This is a genomic window from Flavobacterium tiangeerense (assembly GCF_007830355.1).
Classification (GTDB): domain Bacteria; phylum Bacteroidota; class Bacteroidia; order Flavobacteriales; family Flavobacteriaceae; genus Flavobacterium; species Flavobacterium tiangeerense.
The window spans coordinates 237,936-254,194 of record NZ_VLKO01000003.1 but is presented as its reverse complement, the minus strand read 5'-3'; the positions used below and the strand labels follow the sequence as shown (position 1 = coordinate 254,194).

Below are 16,259 nucleotides of genomic sequence, written 5' to 3'. Positions count from 1 at the left end.
CAAATATACATCTTATAAAAATATTCGGACTCAGTTTTTAAAATTTATCAATAGAATTATCTTTTTATTATCCATTAACAAACAATTATGTTCAAGATATGTTGTTTTGAAGCTAATGTTTAACACTTTCGTAAGTAAATAAGATTTTGTCTGCTTATTTTTAATTCGTTTTTCTACTTCTTAATACTCGATGTTTTTATATATTTGTGAAGATTTGAAAACACTAGCTCCTAATGGCCAGACACATAATACCACTTTTAGCACTGATATTTGGATTTTCTAACAATTCAAATGCTCAATTCGACGGTTTTTCGCACGAAGTAGGTATTATTGCGGGTCCAATAGCATTTCAATCGGATTATGGTGAGCGATATGATTTTTCAACAAATGCTGGTAACACAGGAATCGGTATTGGGTTAGTTCATTACCTGAACTTTACTTACGACAAGAATTATAATTACACTTCAAGAACTTTTTTCAACCAGCACTTCAAGCTAAGGACTGAGTTGTCTTATAACAAAACAAATCTAAAGCATTTTGGTGAATATGTTGACCCGAGTAAAAATTCACTTGGAGCTCAACAATTACGAGCCATGACTGGAAGTACTGCGGTGGCAAACCTTGGAATGCAACTTGAATTTTACCCTTGGAACATAAGAGATTTTACAGCTGTTACGGGAGGTTTTGCTCCTTTTATCAGTTTAGGTGGCCAGTTTAGTGCCTACAACGCCAAAGCTGAATCTTCATTAGGACCGCTAGGAAATGCTGCAACTACATTCCCTAAATACCTCACCCCTTCTGAAGGGCGTCCTTACGGTTTTTCATCAGAACAAGGTACCGTTTGGTCTGTTGTATCAAGTGTTGGATCTCGATATAAATTAACCGATTCTGGTGATTTGATGGTCGATTTACGATTTCAATATTTTTTTTCCAACTGGGTTGACGGGCTTAATCCCAACCCAAAAATTTATAAAGAAAACAAAGCTAATGATTGGCTCGTGTGGTTTAATGTAGGATATATTCATTATTTAGATTAATTAATTAAACCTCTATACGTATAAAAACAAACCCCAAAACATTCTTTCTGTTTTGGGGTTTGTTTTTTATTTTAAGCCAATGCTTGTTTCAAATCTTCGATCAAATCATCGGCGTCCTCGATACCTACGCTCAAACGAACCAAATCATCCGTAATTCCAATTTCCTTACGTTTATCTTCAGGGATAGATGCGTGTGTCATCAACGCTGGATGATTGGCTAAAGACTCTACACCACCAAGAGATTCGGCCAAAGTAAATACCTTAACTTTTTCTAGAAAGTCAATTGCATCCTCTTTTTTACCCGATACAAATGTAAAAGATACCATTCCGCCAAAACCACTCATTTGTTTTTTAGCAATTTCATGATAGGGATGACTCGGTAATCCAGGATAATATACTGTTTTTACTTTTGGATGATTGTTTAAAAACTCCACCACCTTAGCTCCATTTTCACAATGTCTTTGTACGCGCAAGTGCAGAGTTTTTATACCTCTAAGTACTAAGAAGCTATCCATGGGTCCAAGTGTAGCTCCCGTAGCAAATTGTTGAAAATGCAATTGTGCTCCTAGCGCTTCATCTTTTACAATCAAAGCTCCCGCAATAACATCAGAGTGTCCACCTAGATATTTGGTGGCAGAATGCATTACAATATCAGCTCCCAAGTCTAATGGTTTTTGCAAATAAGGCGTTGCAAAAGTGTTATCAACTGCAAAAAGAATGTTGTTTTCCTTCGTGATTTTTGCAATTTCTTGAATATCGGCTAGTTTCATTAAAGGGTTTGTAGGCGTTTCTACCCAAACCATCTTTGTGTTTTCATTGATTAACGACTTGAATTTTTCTAAATCATTCATGTCAACAAAATGGAATTTTATTCCTGAATCTTTATAAATACGCGTAAACATTCGGTACGTTCCTCCATATAAATCATCCATAGCAATGATTTCGTCTCCTGCTTTGAAAGATCGCAACACACAATCAGTAGCCGCTAATCCTGATGAAAAAGCCAATCCACGAGTTCCGTTCTCAATACTTGCCAAAGCGTTTTCAAGAGCGCTTCTGGTAGGATTTGCAGCCCTACTGTATTCATAGTCTGGATTTAATGGCTGCCCTGGGCTAGTTTGTACAAATGTTGATGTTTGATATACTGGCGGCATAACTGCTCCTGTACTTGGATCATGGTGTTGCCCACCGTGGATTACCTTTGTATTGAATTTCATATCGTTTGATTTTATTACCTAAATGTTTCACAAATTTACCCTTTAATTTATTTTAACCAAGCTACAAGTTGATACCTTTGTATATAATTAACAATTTACAAATGAAACCTTATTTCGTTTTTGGAGTACTATTCCTTTTTTTAACTAGTTGTACAAAGGAACTTCACTTTACTTCTGTTTCTTTCGAAAAAAAATCGAAGATTGCTTGCCAAGAAAACTGCCCACAAATCAGTATCAAAATTCCAGTTGCACAAGACAATTCTGTGGAGACCGATAGTATTAACCAAAAAGTATTTTCTGTATTGAAAGAGATTGTTTACTTTGGTGAAAAGCCATATGCCGCAACAAATTATAAAGATTTAACCACTGCTTTTATTGATTCCTACGAGAAATTACACAAAGATTTTCCAAGTGAAACTATTGGCTGGGAGGCTACTGTAACAGGGAAAGTAGGGTACCAATCAGAAGGGATTTTGAATCTAGAAATCAATCATTACACCTATACGGGAGGTGCTCATGGCTATCAAGGTTTGCGTTCTTTATTGTTTGACCCATCAACAGGTAAGACTATTACAAACGAAGCTATTTTTAAGGATAAAGCTGCTTTTATGGCTTTCGCCGAAAAGAAATTCAGAGCCAAATATAAAATCCCAAGTACGGCATCGATAAACGCTACGGGATTGATGTTTGAAGAGGATAAATTTGCGCTTCCTCAAAATATTTTTTACACTGATAAAGGATTACTGCTTTATTACAACTCCTACGAAGCAGCATCCTATGCCGATGGGCCAAAAGAATTATTGCTATCGTACGCAACAATAGAATCCTATTTGAAATTGAAGTAAAAAAAGATCAGTCTGCTTTACAAAATATCTTTATCAACAAAGCGCTATCCCCTAGCCCCGACAGCAGTGAAAATCCTCTGGCCCAAAACTCTATTTTTTCTTGGTAGAAAAGAGCGACCGCAGGAAGCTCCTTTTATGCCTTTGAAAAAATAGGGTTTTGGGCCAGAGATGAAACGAATGGCGGGATATGGCTCCTAGATAAACTTTCGAATGATGAGCATATTGCCTATATGTAAGCCTTCATGGAAATTACTGAAAGCCAAGGCATCTTCGGCATTTTGCAGGACGTGATCACCCGTAGAAGTGGTGTACTCCATGTAAGAAACAAACTTTTTCTGCTCATAATCCCGTTGGGTTTGCGCTATAGTTGCAAACAATAAGGCCTTTATTTCGTCTACTTCGGCTTGTGTAACATCTCCCTCTGGGCGGGTTCCTTTTTTATACTTCTCCACCAATTCCTCTGAAACTAACATAGGCAAACCCGAAAGTTTGTACACTAGCATTTGCTGGGAGACAATAATGTGCCCAATGTTCCAGATTAAATTATTGCTGCATCCTAGCGGTATGGCATTCAATTGATCCAGCGAATAGCTATCTAAGAATTTCGACATCATTTTTCTACTGGTTGTAGCTACATCAAATAATTGCTTCATGATTTTTATTTTTTCTATAAAAATAATCATTTTTTGACTTATACAAACTTTCTAATACTCATAATGATGCCCATGTGTAGCGCCTCATGATAGTTATTAAAAGATAATGCATCTTCAATGTTTTTAATAGTCAGGCCTATTGAGGTTTTATATTCCTGATAATCTTTAAAGAATTTATTATTAAAATCAGCTTCGGTTTGATTAATAGTTTCAAAAAGCAATGACTGGATTTCATCAACCTCAGCTTGTGTAACATCTTGAAGTGGCTTGGTTCCACCTTTGTATTTTTCGAATAATTCGTCAGAAATAATCATAGGCACTCCCGAAAATTTATAAACTAACCTTTGTTGTGTAACCACAATATGGGCGATATTCCAAATTAAATTGTTGTTAAATCCCGGAGCCCTTTTATTTAGTTGTTCCAAAGTATAATTTTCCAGAAATTGTGACAACACTTTTCTACTTGCTTTGGCAATATCAAATGTTTGATGCATTTTTTTATTTTTTCTATAAAAATAATCATTTTCCGTGTCAAATGAATTTTCTTTGCACAAAGAAATTATGTTATCCATGGACAAAATATACTATCTCGCATCTTGCGACACGTGCAGAAAAATTATAAAATCATTACCTAAAGAACATGATTTTAAATTTCACGATATCAAACAAGACCCCATTACGCTGGAAGAATTAGAGCAAATGCGCAAACTTGCAGGCAGTTACGAAGCACTTTTTAGTAAAAAAGCACAGCTTTACAAATCAATGGATTTGAAAAATAAATCCTTAACCGAAGACGATTACAAAAAATACATTTTGGAACATTATACGTTTTTGAGTCGTCCGGTATTTATTATCAAAGACAAAATCTACATTGGCAACAGCCAACAAAACATGCATCAAGTAAATCTTGTTCTTGCCCATGTCTAAAAGAAATCTCGCACTCATTGGCGCTACACTGGTCTCTATTATTTACGGTGTAACCTTTACCATTGCTAAGGATGTTATGCCTTTCTATATTGATGCGTATGGGTTTATTTTGCTGCGTGTAGGTGGCTCGGTACTTTTGTTTTGGTTGGTTTGGCTTTTTATGCCAAAGGAAAAAATTGAGATTGGTGATTTTCCTAGAATTATAGCGGCTGCTTTTTTTGGTGTGGCCTTTAATATGCTTACTTTTTTTAAAGGATTAAGCTTGACTTCGCCCATAAGTGCAGCAGTAATTATGGTGTCTACTCCCATGATTGTATTGACACTTTCGGCCATTATCATGAAAGAACGTATGCAAAAAAGAAAAGTTTTTGGAATCATCCTAGGACTTATAGGAACTGCGTTTTTAATTTTATACGGCAAGTCTATTGGCAATGCTACCAATGCTGGATTGGGGAATTTTCTCGTTTTGGTCAATGCCATTTCGTATGGGTTCTATCTTATTGTAGTCAAGAAATTAATGGATAAATACAATGCTTTTACGTTTGTAAAATGGATTTATTTGTTTGGTTTTTTAATGGTTTTGCCTTTTGGCTGGAGCCAATTTCAAGCTGTTGATTGGGCTGTAATACCCGCAGCTATTGGATGGAAAATAGGATTTGTAGTGATTTTTTCAACTTTCTTCACGTATTTATTGAATTTGCTTTCGATGAAAGAATTAAAACCAACAACCGTGGCCGTTTTTATCTATTTACAACCTTTATTTGCAACCATTTTTGCCATCAGTTTGGGTAAAGATGAGTTGAGTTTGGTAAAAATAGCGTCGGCTCTATTGATATTTACCGGCGTTTTTTTGGTGACGATGAAAAAGAACTAGTTTACAGTGGGCAGTTGCAGTTGGCAGTCGTAAAAAGTAGTCTACAAAAATGAGATTTGGTTGCGAATTTGATTGCTGAAAACTGAGACTGAAAACGATGACTAAATACTGCAAACTACACACTAAAAACTGAGACTGAGACTGAAAAAGTTTTTCCTTATCTTTGAGCTCTTTTTATAAAATGATATGATACAATCAATGACCGGTTTTGGTAAAGCGACGTTGCAACTACCAACCAAAAAAATAACAGTCGAAGTAAAATCCTTGAACAGTAAAGGTTTGGATTTAAATGTACGCATGCCTTCGCTGTACCGCGAAATGGAACTGGGTTTACGCAACCAAATTGCGCTGAAACTCGAACGCGGAAAAGTAGATTTTTCTCTTTTTATAGAAAGTACTGCTGAACAAACTTCTACCAAAGTCAATGTACCGATTGTAAAAGCATACATCAATCAATTGCGTGAAGTATACCCACAAGCTGATGAAACTGAACTCATGAAAATGGCTGTTCGCATGCCGGATACCATGAAAATAGAACGCGAAGAAATTGACGAAAATGATTGGGTTCAGATCCAAACCGTGATTCAAGAAGCGTTGCAAAACATTTTGAACTTCAGGCAAGATGAAGGCATGTCACTTGAAAAAGAATTCCAATTGCGTATTGGTAACATTCGTCAATACATGACCGAGGCACTCGCGCTTGATCCAGAACGTGTGCAAGCTATTAAAGATCGTTTGCAAACTGCTATTGCCGAATTGAAAGTCAATGTAGATGAAAATCGATTTGAACAAGAATTGATTTACTACTTAGAGAAACTAGACATCACCGAAGAAAAAGTACGCTTGACGAATCACCTCGATTATTTCTTGGAAACCATCAACGGAACCGAAGCTAACGGTAGAAAATTAGGTTTTATTACTCAAGAAATGGGACGTGAAATCAACACGATGGGTTCCAAGTCAAATCACGCACAAATGCAAAAATTAGTCGTTCAAATGAAAGACGAATTGGAGAAAATTAAAGAACAGGTATTGAATGTGCTCTAGATAATTAAAGATGCAGTACATTCAAGAAATAAAGCAAATATTGATCACAGCCCGACAACAATCGTATCGGGCAATCAATCTTGCAATGATTGAAGCGTATTGGAAAATTGGACAAAAAATTGTTGTTCAAGAGCAAAATGGCAAAGAAAAAGCCAACTATGGCGAAGCAGTTTTAAAAGAATTGTCAAAGAATTTATCTGCTGAATTCGGAAAAGGATTTTCTTCTGCTAATCTTCGCAATTTTCGACAATTTTACTTGACTTATCCTGATGAACAAATTTGCTACACACTGTGTAGCAAATTAAGCTGGAGCCACAATAGACTCATCATGCGAATTGACAACCTTGAGGCTAGACAATATTATCTTACAGAAGCTAGTCAAGAAAACTGGAGTGTACGAACTTTAGAGCGAAATATTAAAACGTTTTACTACAATCGACTACTATCCTCTAAAACGATTTTAAAGAATGAAGTAGCCGAAACGAAGATCAACATTAAAGACTTTATCAAAGACCCTTATGTGTTTGAGTTCTTAGATATTCCAGAACCTAAAAGTCATTCAGAACAAGAAGTAGAAAGTATTTTGATAGAGAATTTTCAGGTTTTCTTGATGGAACTTGGTAAAGGATTTTCATTTGTAGGAAGACAATACCGCATAAGTAGTGAAACTGAACATTACTATATTGATTTAGTTTTTTATAATTATCTCTTAAAATGTTTTGTTTTATTTGATTTAAAAATAGGCAAACTCACTCATCAAGATATTGGCCAAATGGATATGTACCGTCGTATGTTTGATGATTTAAAAAAACCAGAGGGCGATTTACCAACCATTGGTATAATTCTTTGTACTGAAAAAAGTGAAACAGTTGTTAAATACTCTATTGTCAATGATTCACCACACCTTTTTGCTACAAAATACCTACCGTATTTGCCTAGCGAAAAAGAATTGATAGAAGAGATTGAACGAGAAAAAATAAAATTGAAATTATTAGGTCACTAATTCACACACCTAAACAAATTCATCATACAAATGAAAAAAGGAAAATTAATCGTATTCTCTGCACCGTCAGGTTCAGGAAAAACTACTATAGTTAGGCATTTATTAAAACAAGAAGACTTGAATTTAGAGTTTTCTATATCAGCAGCTACGCGCGAGGCTCGTGGTGAAGAAGTAAGTGGCAAGGATTACTATTTTATGTCGCTGAAAGATTTTAAAACGCACATTAAAAACGAAGATTTCGTAGAATGGGAAGAAGTCTACCGCGATAATTTTTACGGAACCTTAAAAAGCGAAGTAGAACGTATCTGGGCACTCGGTAAAAACGTAATTTTTGATATTGATGTTGCCGGCGGATTGCGCATCAAACATAAATTTTCAGAGGAAACTCTTGCTGTTTTTGTGAAACCACCAAGCGTGGATGAACTTAAAAGACGATTGAAGGAACGCTCCACTGAAAGTGATGATAAAATCAATATGCGTATCGCTAAGGCATCAGTAGAACTTGCAACTGCACCACAATTTGATGTGATTATCAAAAACTATGATTTGCCAGTTGCACTTGAGGAAGCGTATCAATTGGTGAAGGATTTTGTTGAGGATTAAAAGATTTAAAAATTAAAGAATTGAAAAATTCAAAAATTATTTCTAATCTTTAAATCATTAAATTTTTAAATCTTTAAATTAATGAAAATCGGACTTTATTTCGGAACCTTTAATCCCATTCATGTTGGGCATCTTATTATTGCCAATCACATGGCAGAGCACTCTGATTTGGATCAAGTTTGGATGGTAGTTACGCCACACAATCCTTTGAAGAAAAAAAGCACACTACTTGATGATTACCATCGTTTGCAAATGGTGTTTCTAGCTACTGAGGATTTCCCAAAAATCAAACCATCGGATATTGAATTTAAACTACCGCAACCTAATTATACAGTAAATACGCTTGTACATTTAGAGGAAAAATATCATAACTACGAATTCTCTTTAATCATGGGAGAAGACAATTTGAAGTCCTTACACAAATGGAAAAACTACGAAGTAATCCTTGAACGTCATGACGTTTATGTGTACCCACGAATCTCAACTGAAGAAGAAAATTTGGAGTTTAAAAACCACCCAAAAATCCATCTGATTGATGCGCCTGTTGTAGAGATTTCAGCAACTTTTATCCGTGACAACATCAAAAAAGGCAAAAACATTCAACCGCTGTTGCCTGCAAAAGTTTGGGAGTATATTGATCACAATAATTTTTATAAGAAATAAAATCAAAAAAAGCCTAAATGAAAATTTACATTTAGGCTTTTTGTTTTACACACTTGGTTGCAACACACTATTCTTAACTCGACTTCGAATTTCAAATAAACTTTGGTCAATTAAGAGTTTTCCGTCACTGAAAACTTCTTTCAATTCCCCTTTTTGTTCTTCTTCCCAAGACACTTCATCTGTCAAAGTATATTGACCCTCAACTAATTCTATTTTCATTAATCCTTTAGCCGATTTTTTGGTACCATCATCCGTAATCGGGTCTTTAAAAATAGCTCTTCCTTCTCCGTGTACTTCTCCATAAGTCGCTTTCATTGCAAAGCCAAAAGTATCTCTTGTATTGTATTGATAAGTAAATGAACCAATTCCAAGAACCACATTAGTAGAAGCAAACCCTTTAGCTTTCAATCGTTCGCAGATGGCCGTGGCTCTAGTTACGGTAATACTGTCTCCATAAATAGCTCCTATTTGAGGTACTAATTCCTTGAATCCTTTTGCGTTTACAGTACCTCCAAAAACATCCCAAAGCAATTCAATTACTCCTTTCTTCTCTTGTTCGGTTTTACCATTTGGATTACCGCAAATAATGTCAACTGGATCTCCACTGTCTGGACGCACGACTACTTTTCCTTCTCTTGAAACAATTTCATCTTTCAAACGAGGTAAATAATCTGTTAATACTTTCCATAAATCCCAAGTGTCAGAAACAATAGAAACAATTCCTTTTGGATAGACCTCACAAATTAATCTTTTGAACGTTTCATATTCTCCTTCGGTAGTACCCATACACATTACAGAATGTTCAGTTGCAGCAACAGAACCAGCTATTAATTCACTGTCAGAATTAGCATTGTAATACTCTTCAAAAAAATCAATGGCAGGAATCGTATCCGAACCTGTAAAACTCAATAAATGTCCTGCTGCAGATGTTACCGCCGCTTCAATACCACCCATTCCTCTCATTGAAAAATCGTGCCCTTGCCAATCGACAAACCCCAGCATTGATGATGTTTCTTCGGCATATTTGTCTAAAACAATACGGTATTGTTTTGCTATTGTAGCCGAATTACAAGGCAGCCAAATTACTGCAGAAAGCAATGTTTCAAAATAATTGGTTAACCAGAAAAACTCAGCAATCGTATTGTACATCGTGAACATAGGCACGCGAATAGGCACGCTGGCTCCTTCTGGCAAGGCTTTGAAAACCATCGGTATATATCCTAAATCGTGCAGATCTTCAATATGTTTGGTACCCACTTGGTTTTCACCCAAATAATTATTGATTCTACGCGCATATTTTTTTACCACTTCCTCTTTTGGCTGTTTGAAAAAATGCAAATCAAAATCTTGAATGATGTATTTTTTTAGAAAATACTGCAATCCAAAAAACACAACTTCATCAATACCCTCAATTCTCGATTTTCTTGGAGTCCAGTTAGAATATACTAATGTCGTCCCGTCAGGATATTGTCTTTTGTGGTCAACTTTGTAACCATCTGTTAATAATAGTGGGTTCATAATTTATACTTTATCAGATTTTGTAATAACTCTTCTAAACTTTTATATTGTTGGATATTATATTTTTCACATACAACATCAATATTCCCTTTTCTCCAAAAATTCTCTTCTACTACAACTTTCATCTTATTTGATTGAGCATAAAGTCCAAACTCTAATAGTGATATTGGAGATTTTGTGTTATTCGCAAAAAACATAATAATGATATCTGCTTTTTCTAATGCATTTAATTCCCAATCTACTTGTTCCTTAAATTTTACATTATCGATAGATTGTTCCCAATCTGAATTCCACTCATTTCTTCTTGGATTAAATATAACGTACTTAGCACTCAACACTTCTTCACATTCTTTTTGCCAATCAACAGCTTTATCCATTTCTATAGATCCAGCTAAAAAAACAGATAGAATATCTTGATTAATAGCATCAATTGAATCTGGAGCTCTATATATTGTTTTCACTTTAATAAATTTTTAATTCCTCCCTAACCTCCATCAATGCAAAACCTAATAAATTCAATCCCTTCCATTTCTCAGGATTATGAATGTCTTTATGATCACTTGCCATTCCTATTCCCCAAATAGCATCAACTGGACTCGCTTCTACCAAAATTCTTTCTTTAGTATTTATAAGAAATTCTTTTACATCTGAATGTTGACTGAACTTATGAAAATTGCCTTGTTTTACAATTTCGTATCTGTTAGCTAACCAAAGTGTATCATCATAATTCCTCACTTCTCGTCCTAATTTTTTAGCTTCGGCAGGAGAATTCGCTTGAATTATTTTTTCTAAAATTTCATTGTCGTTAAACAGTTCGGCTTTTTTTGCCATCATCCAATGTTCTGCTGTTTTATAGGTAATGCCATCCACTATAAATGGACTAATCCACCATTGACTAAAACAGGTTTTGGTAATAGTTCCATCTTTTGAAGGTGAATGTCCCCAGAAAAATAAAAATTTACTTTCGGGAGCTATATCTTTTATATTGTATTTCATATCAGTTGATTTAATCCTATCACTTCAACACTCTCTCCTTCAAAATCTTTAAAAGAATTGGTCGTAAATATTTTTTCAAAGCAATCTAAAACTTCAAAACCTTTACTAAAAATTCCATGACTTACTGCTAAATATAATTTTCCAGCATTCTTGTTTTTCAGTTCTTCGGCAAGACCAACAAAAGTTCCGCCACCGTCACAAATATCATCTACTATCAGACAATCCATTCCTTGTAAATCGTCATTATAGACTTTGAAACCAGATAATCTTCCTGTTTTCACATCGCGGCTTTTACTGCATTCCACTACTTCAACTCCTCCTAGAAATTCTGAAACTTTATAGATTTTCTTTAAAGCGCCTCCATCTGGAGAAATTAATTTGACGTCGTTCCCAATTGCTTTTACAACCGTTTCAATAAAAGTATGATTCGGGATCACTTCACAGTTGTTTACTAATGCTGGGGTGACTTCAGAATGTGCATCAAATACAAACACTTTATCGAATTGCATTCCATTAATAATATCGGCATATACTTTTACTGACAATGGCTCACCTTTAATCATAACTCTATCCTGTCTTGCTGCGGGAAAATAGGGAATAAAAAGTTCTACTCTTTTTACATCCATTCTTCGCAAGGCATCAACGGCAATGCACAGCAATCCTAAATCGTTAAAAGAATTTAATCTGTGTGTAATGGTTATTTTTTGATTAACATCAAAATCAGGATTAATTTTAATATGAGGTTCTCCTCCTGAAAAAGTGAAATTTTGGAAAATGATTTCCTCCTCGGCAGTAAATGGTTTGAGTTTTGGGTCTAAATTAAGTATCATAGTTTTTTGTTTTGCGTTAATTATACGCAAATATAAATAGTATTTTTCAATAAACAATTTGTTTTGTGTAAAAATTACGCAAACTTTATTTCGAAGTGAAAACCTTTCTTCAATAAAGCATTATATTTCTGTTTGTTAAACTTGAATAGTTTTGCAGGTCTTCCGCTTTTTATAGGAGAAAAATGATCTGTTTCTTCAATAATTTCAAAGCTTAGTATTTTTTTTCTAAAGTTTCTACGATCTATTTCTTTTTCCAAAATAGTGCAGTATAAATTTTCGAGCTCTGAGAATAAGAACTCTTTTGGTAACAGATCAAATCCTATAGGCTCATACGTGAGTTTTGCCTTTAATCGCTGCATTGCCTTCCTTAAAATGATGGTATGATCAAAAGCTAAAGCTGGCACTTCATCAATTTTAAACCATTGTGCATTTTCAGCATCCGAATCGGCCTTGACCTTAAGTTTTGAGGAATCCACTAAGGCAAAATATGCTACTGAAATTACACGATTTCTAGGATCACGAAACACATCATCACCAAAAGTAAACAGCTGTTCAAAATAATTAACGCTAATGTTCGTTTCCTCTTTCAACTCTCTTTTCACAGCATCTTCCAAGGATTCATCAATTTGTACTAATCCACCAGGCAATGCCCAATAAGAATCGTTTGTTCCAAATTTTTGCTGTATTAACAATACATAAAGCTGATTGTTTTGGTAACCAAAAACTATAGCATCAACAGCGACTCTGATATTTTGATTTTCACTCATATTCTAAATGCGTAAGATTTACACAAATATAGAAATAGTTTTATACTTCTAATCTTATTAATTTGCTCTCTAAGTTATGATAAATGAATAATTTAAATAATAATCAAAAAACCTTTTTCAATTCCACTTGAATATTCTCAAAAATAGTACTCAAATTGTCATTTTTACCTGACAAGACATAAACGGCTGTACTGGGCATTTGCTTGCTGTTCCACAACATCCGGATTTTGTTTTCAGCTAGTAACTTTTTTGCATTGATATCCCAAACTACTCCTATTCCAGTATTTCTCGAAATGATTTCGAGCATTTCATATTCAGACGGAATGATATAGTTAGGAACCATCGACGGTCTTTTTTTGTTAAAGACATGCAACCAAAATAATTTGATATGCGGAATTTGAGCATTGTGGCTGTACCATTTTTGATCGTTCAACCAATGTTCAATGGCCGCAAAATCTTTAAATTTTATACTTGCTTTTAATGGCGCCGCATCAATTTGTGGCGATCCTACAATTACCTGCTTGATGTCTCCAACTTTTTTCTGAATGGTATCAAAGGTGTCATATTGTTGGGTAACTACTGCAAAATCAAGTTTTTTTTCGTTCACCAATTCAAACAACGTGTCATTGTCATAGAAACTAAAGTCAATATATTCAAACTTTGACACCAGAGCACTACCCAAGCTAGACATTAAATGTTTCGAAATTCCTATTGAAATTAACCGATTGGCGTTGAATGCTTTGGCTCGAAAACCATTTTCTACATTTTCCAATCGGTCTAATGCTTCAATGATTAAATTATTAAGTAACTTAGCGTATTCTGTAGGTTCTACACCTTTTGACTTTCTATTGAAAAGCTTGTACCCCACGTGCGCTTCGAGCATGGATATTTGCTGACTCACAGCGGGTTGACTGATAAACAACTCTTTGGCAGCAGCCGAAAAATTCCCGTTTTTATACACTGATTTAAAGGTGCGGTACCATTCTAGATTGACCATGATATAAATATATTTATCACAAACATAATTTAAATTATTTTTACTGATAACATAATCGCCGTAAATTTGTACAAAGAAATTACAAGATGAAAAAAATCGCATTATTTGCATTACTAGTATTAACCGTGGGTTGCTTATCAGCAACGGCACAAAAAACAAAAAAAACTAAGATGAAAAAAGTATTATTCGTTCTAACTAGTCATTCTGAACTAGGGAACACAGGAGAAAAAACAGGATTTTGGATTGAAGAATTCGCTGCACCTTATTATGAGTTAGCAGATAAAGGAGTGATCATTGATATTGCATCACCACTAGGAGGACAGCCACCAATTGACCCAAAAAGTTCAGATCCATCTTCGGCAACTGAAGACACTAAAAGATTTGATAAAGATACTGAACTACAAGCTAAACTAGGTAAAACACACAAATTAGCTGATGTTAAACAAGCTGACTATGATGCTGTTTTTTACCCAGGAGGTCATGGTCCATTATGGGATTTAGCAACTGATGCGAACTCTAGTGCATTGATTGAATCTTTTTATACCAATAACAAACCTGTTGCTTTTGTATGTCACTCACCAGCAGTGTTGAAAAACGTAAAAGTAAATGGAGAATTTTTAGTTAAAGGTAAAAATGTAACCGGATTTTCTAATACCGAGGAAGAAGCAGTGGGATTGACAAATGTTGTTCCATTTTTATTAGAAGATGCCTTGAAAGCTAACGGTGCTACTTATTCAAAAATAGGAGATTGGCAGCCTTATGCTGTAGAAGATGGTTTGTTAATCACAGGTCAAAATCCAGCTTCGTCTAAATTAGTTGCTGAAAAATTATTGAACCAATTAAATTCAAAAAAATAAAAGAAAAGTCACTAAGATGCTGAGAAGCTAAGTTAATAAGGTTTAAATATGCTTTAAAAACTTAGAATCTAAGGATCTTAGTACCTCTTTTTAAAATAAAATATCATGTTAAACTTCGAATTATACAATCCTACCAATTTAGTTTTTGGAAAAGGACAAATAGAAAAACTATCTACACTAGTGCCTCAAGGAGCTAAAATTCTTTTGGCTTATGGTGGTGGAAGTATTTTCAAAAATGGTGTTCACGAGCAAGTAATTAACAATTTAAAAGATTTTACAATTGTTGAATTTGGTGGAATCGAACCCAATCCGCATTTTGAAACTTTGATGAAAGCGGTTGACGTAATTAAGCAACAAAACATTGATTTTATCCTTGCCGTTGGTGGAGGTTCAGTAATTGATGGAGTAAAATTCATTTCGGCAGCCGTACATTTTGAAGGAAATCCAATGGAAATTCTACAAAAAAGATTGTTGATTAAGGATTTATCTAAAGTAATACCTTTTGGAACAGTTCTTACTTTGCCAGCAACAGGAAGCGAGATGAATTCTGGCTCTGTGGTAACTATCAAAGCTACTCAAGAGAAATTGGCGTTTGGAGGTTCGGCTTTGTTTCCAAAATTTTCTATATGTGATCCAACAGTCATTCAATCGCTTCCAAAAAGACAATTGCAAAATGGTGTCGTAGATGCTTACACTCACGTTTTAGAGCAATATTTAACTTATCCGCACGAAGGTTTTTTACAAGATCGTATTGCCGAAAGTATTTTGCAAACCTTAATTCAAGTAGGTCCAGAAGTTGTTGAAAACCCAGCAGATTACGCATTGGCTTCTAACTTTATGTGGAGTTGCACCATGGCCTTGAACGGATTAATTCAAAAAGGAGTTCCATCTGATTGGGCTACGCACATGATTGGTCACGAGCTTACGGCATTGTACGGAATTGATCATGCTAGAACATTAGCAGTGGTAGGTCCAAATTTGTACCGCGTCATGTTTGAAACCAAAAAGGGGAAATTAGCACAATACGGAAAACGTATCTTTAATTTAACCGGAACTGAGGATGAAATCGCAAATGAAGCGATCACCAAAACAGTAGCCTTTTTTCATACCATGGGAATGGACACTAAATTGTCAGACTACACTAAAGAGTACGATAAAACTGCTGATTTCATAGTAGACCGCTTTAAAGAAAGAGGTTGGTTAGGACTAGGTGAAAAGCAAAACATTACTTTAGAGAAAGTAAAAGCAATCGTTGAAATGAGTTATTAAACCTCATACTAGCTTACAGATCATAATAAAAAGGCGTTCTCTAAAACAGGGAACGCCTTTTAACATTCTAAAATATAACTAACTCACTCAATTCAAATAAATGTTAAAACACTGCTTACTAATTAACTACAACGTCTTAAAATTAAAAATAGTATG

At 34.8% G+C, this 16,259-nt stretch carries 19 protein-coding genes; 10 read left to right on the top strand and 9 right to left on the bottom strand.

The features are described from left to right. Positions 1-233 precede the first annotated feature (233 nt). Entirely contained in the window at positions 234-1,037 is an 804-nt protein-coding gene (locus tag IQ05_RS04350; RefSeq protein WP_144890285.1) for a THC0290_0291 family protein, read from the top strand. Positions 1,038-1,108: 71 nt separating this feature from the next. On the opposite strand, the gene IQ05_RS04345 is transcribed toward IQ05_RS04350, so the two are convergent. Continuing rightward, on the bottom strand, positions 1,109-2,254 hold the full coding sequence (locus IQ05_RS04345; protein WP_144890282.1) for a cystathionine gamma-synthase: 1,146 nt from the start codon (positions 2,252-2,254) through the stop codon (positions 1,109-1,111). 101 nt (positions 2,255-2,355) lie between these two features. Here IQ05_RS04345 and IQ05_RS04340 point away from each other — a divergent pair, with 101 nt between their 5' ends. After that, on the top strand, positions 2,356-3,099 hold the full coding sequence (locus tag IQ05_RS04340; protein ID WP_144890280.1) for a DUF3298 and DUF4163 domain-containing protein: 744 nt from the start codon (positions 2,356-2,358) through the stop codon (positions 3,097-3,099). 194 nt (positions 3,100-3,293) lie between these two features. On the opposite strand, the gene IQ05_RS04335 is transcribed toward IQ05_RS04340, so the two are convergent. Continuing rightward, a complete protein-coding gene (locus tag IQ05_RS04335) occupies positions 3,294-3,752 on the bottom strand; it encodes a DinB family protein (RefSeq protein WP_144890277.1) in 459 nt (152 codons plus the stop codon). A 38-nt stretch (positions 3,753-3,790) separates the two neighbouring features. Next, the gene (locus IQ05_RS04330) at positions 3,791-4,246 is read right to left on the bottom strand and encodes a DinB family protein (RefSeq protein ID WP_144890274.1); all 456 of its coding nucleotides are present in this window, start codon (positions 4,244-4,246) and stop codon (positions 3,791-3,793) included. A gap of 76 nt (positions 4,247-4,322) precedes the next feature. On the opposite strand from IQ05_RS04330, the gene IQ05_RS04325 reads away from it, so the two are divergent. The 6 genes from IQ05_RS04325 (at position 4,323) to nadD (ending at position 8,869) form a co-directional block, all read left to right on the top strand. Then, a complete protein-coding gene (locus tag IQ05_RS04325; protein ID WP_144890271.1) occupies positions 4,323-4,679 on the top strand; it encodes an arsenate reductase family protein in 357 nt (118 codons plus the stop codon). Next, on the top strand, positions 4,672-5,553 hold the full coding sequence (locus tag IQ05_RS04320; protein ID WP_144890268.1) for a DMT family transporter: 882 nt from the start codon (positions 4,672-4,674) through the stop codon (positions 5,551-5,553). Before IQ05_RS04325 ends, IQ05_RS04320 begins: the two co-directional genes overlap by 8 nt. A 186-nt stretch (positions 5,554-5,739) precedes the next feature. Continuing rightward, positions 5,740-6,600: a YicC/YloC family endoribonuclease gene (locus tag IQ05_RS04315; protein WP_144890265.1), complete on the top strand. Its 861-nt coding sequence runs from the start codon at positions 5,740-5,742 to the stop codon at positions 6,598-6,600. A 10-nt stretch (positions 6,601-6,610) separates the two neighbouring features. Beyond that, positions 6,611-7,603 carry a PDDEXK nuclease domain-containing protein gene (locus IQ05_RS04310; protein WP_144890262.1) on the top strand — a complete coding sequence of 331 codons (993 nt, stop codon included), beginning with the start codon at positions 6,611-6,613 and terminating at the stop codon, positions 7,601-7,603. Between the two features lie 30 nt (positions 7,604-7,633). Next, positions 7,634-8,206 carry a guanylate kinase gene (gene gmk / locus IQ05_RS04305; protein WP_144890260.1) on the top strand — a complete coding sequence of 191 codons (573 nt, stop codon included), beginning with the start codon at positions 7,634-7,636 and terminating at the stop codon, positions 8,204-8,206. A gap of 81 nt (positions 8,207-8,287) precedes the next feature. After that, entirely contained in the window at positions 8,288-8,869 is a 582-nt protein-coding gene (gene nadD / locus IQ05_RS04300; protein WP_144890257.1) for a nicotinate (nicotinamide) nucleotide adenylyltransferase, read from the top strand. Between the two features lie 45 nt (positions 8,870-8,914). On the opposite strand, the gene IQ05_RS04295 is transcribed toward nadD, so the two are convergent. The 6 genes from IQ05_RS04295 to IQ05_RS04270 form a co-directional block, all read right to left on the bottom strand. Continuing rightward, positions 8,915-10,387, bottom strand: a complete 1,473-nt coding sequence (locus IQ05_RS04295) for a nicotinate phosphoribosyltransferase (RefSeq protein WP_144890255.1) — start codon at positions 10,385-10,387, stop codon at positions 8,915-8,917. Beyond that, on the bottom strand, positions 10,384-10,848 hold the full coding sequence (locus IQ05_RS04290; protein ID WP_144890252.1) for a nucleoside 2-deoxyribosyltransferase domain-containing protein: 465 nt from the start codon (positions 10,846-10,848) through the stop codon (positions 10,384-10,386). Before IQ05_RS04290 ends, IQ05_RS04295 begins: the two co-directional genes overlap by 4 nt. Before the next feature lies 1 nt (position 10,849). Further along, positions 10,850-11,383 carry an NADAR family protein gene (locus IQ05_RS04285; RefSeq protein ID WP_144890249.1) on the bottom strand — a complete coding sequence of 178 codons (534 nt, stop codon included), beginning with the start codon at positions 11,381-11,383 and terminating at the stop codon, positions 10,850-10,852. After that, positions 11,380-12,213: a ribose-phosphate diphosphokinase gene (prs, locus tag IQ05_RS04280; protein WP_144890246.1), complete on the bottom strand. Its 834-nt coding sequence runs from the start codon at positions 12,211-12,213 to the stop codon at positions 11,380-11,382. Before prs ends, IQ05_RS04285 begins: the two co-directional genes overlap by 4 nt. 74 nt (positions 12,214-12,287) lie before the next feature. Next, positions 12,288-12,980 carry an NUDIX hydrolase gene (locus IQ05_RS04275; RefSeq protein WP_144890243.1) on the bottom strand — a complete coding sequence of 231 codons (693 nt, stop codon included), beginning with the start codon at positions 12,978-12,980 and terminating at the stop codon, positions 12,288-12,290. 103 nt (positions 12,981-13,083) lie between these two features. After that, positions 13,084-13,977: a LysR family transcriptional regulator gene (locus IQ05_RS04270; protein ID WP_144890240.1), complete on the bottom strand. Its 894-nt coding sequence runs from the start codon at positions 13,975-13,977 to the stop codon at positions 13,084-13,086. 86 nt (positions 13,978-14,063) lie between these two features. Between IQ05_RS04270 and IQ05_RS04265 the strand changes: the two genes are divergently transcribed. Continuing rightward, positions 14,064-14,834 carry a type 1 glutamine amidotransferase domain-containing protein gene (locus IQ05_RS04265; RefSeq protein ID WP_167496928.1) on the top strand — a complete coding sequence of 257 codons (771 nt, stop codon included), beginning with the start codon at positions 14,064-14,066 and terminating at the stop codon, positions 14,832-14,834. Positions 14,835-14,939: 105 nt separating this feature from the next. Then, positions 14,940-16,103, top strand: coding sequence for an iron-containing alcohol dehydrogenase (locus tag IQ05_RS04260; RefSeq protein WP_144890237.1), 1,164 nt, complete (start codon positions 14,940-14,942; stop codon positions 16,101-16,103). The last annotated feature ends 156 nt before the right edge of the window (positions 16,104-16,259 follow it).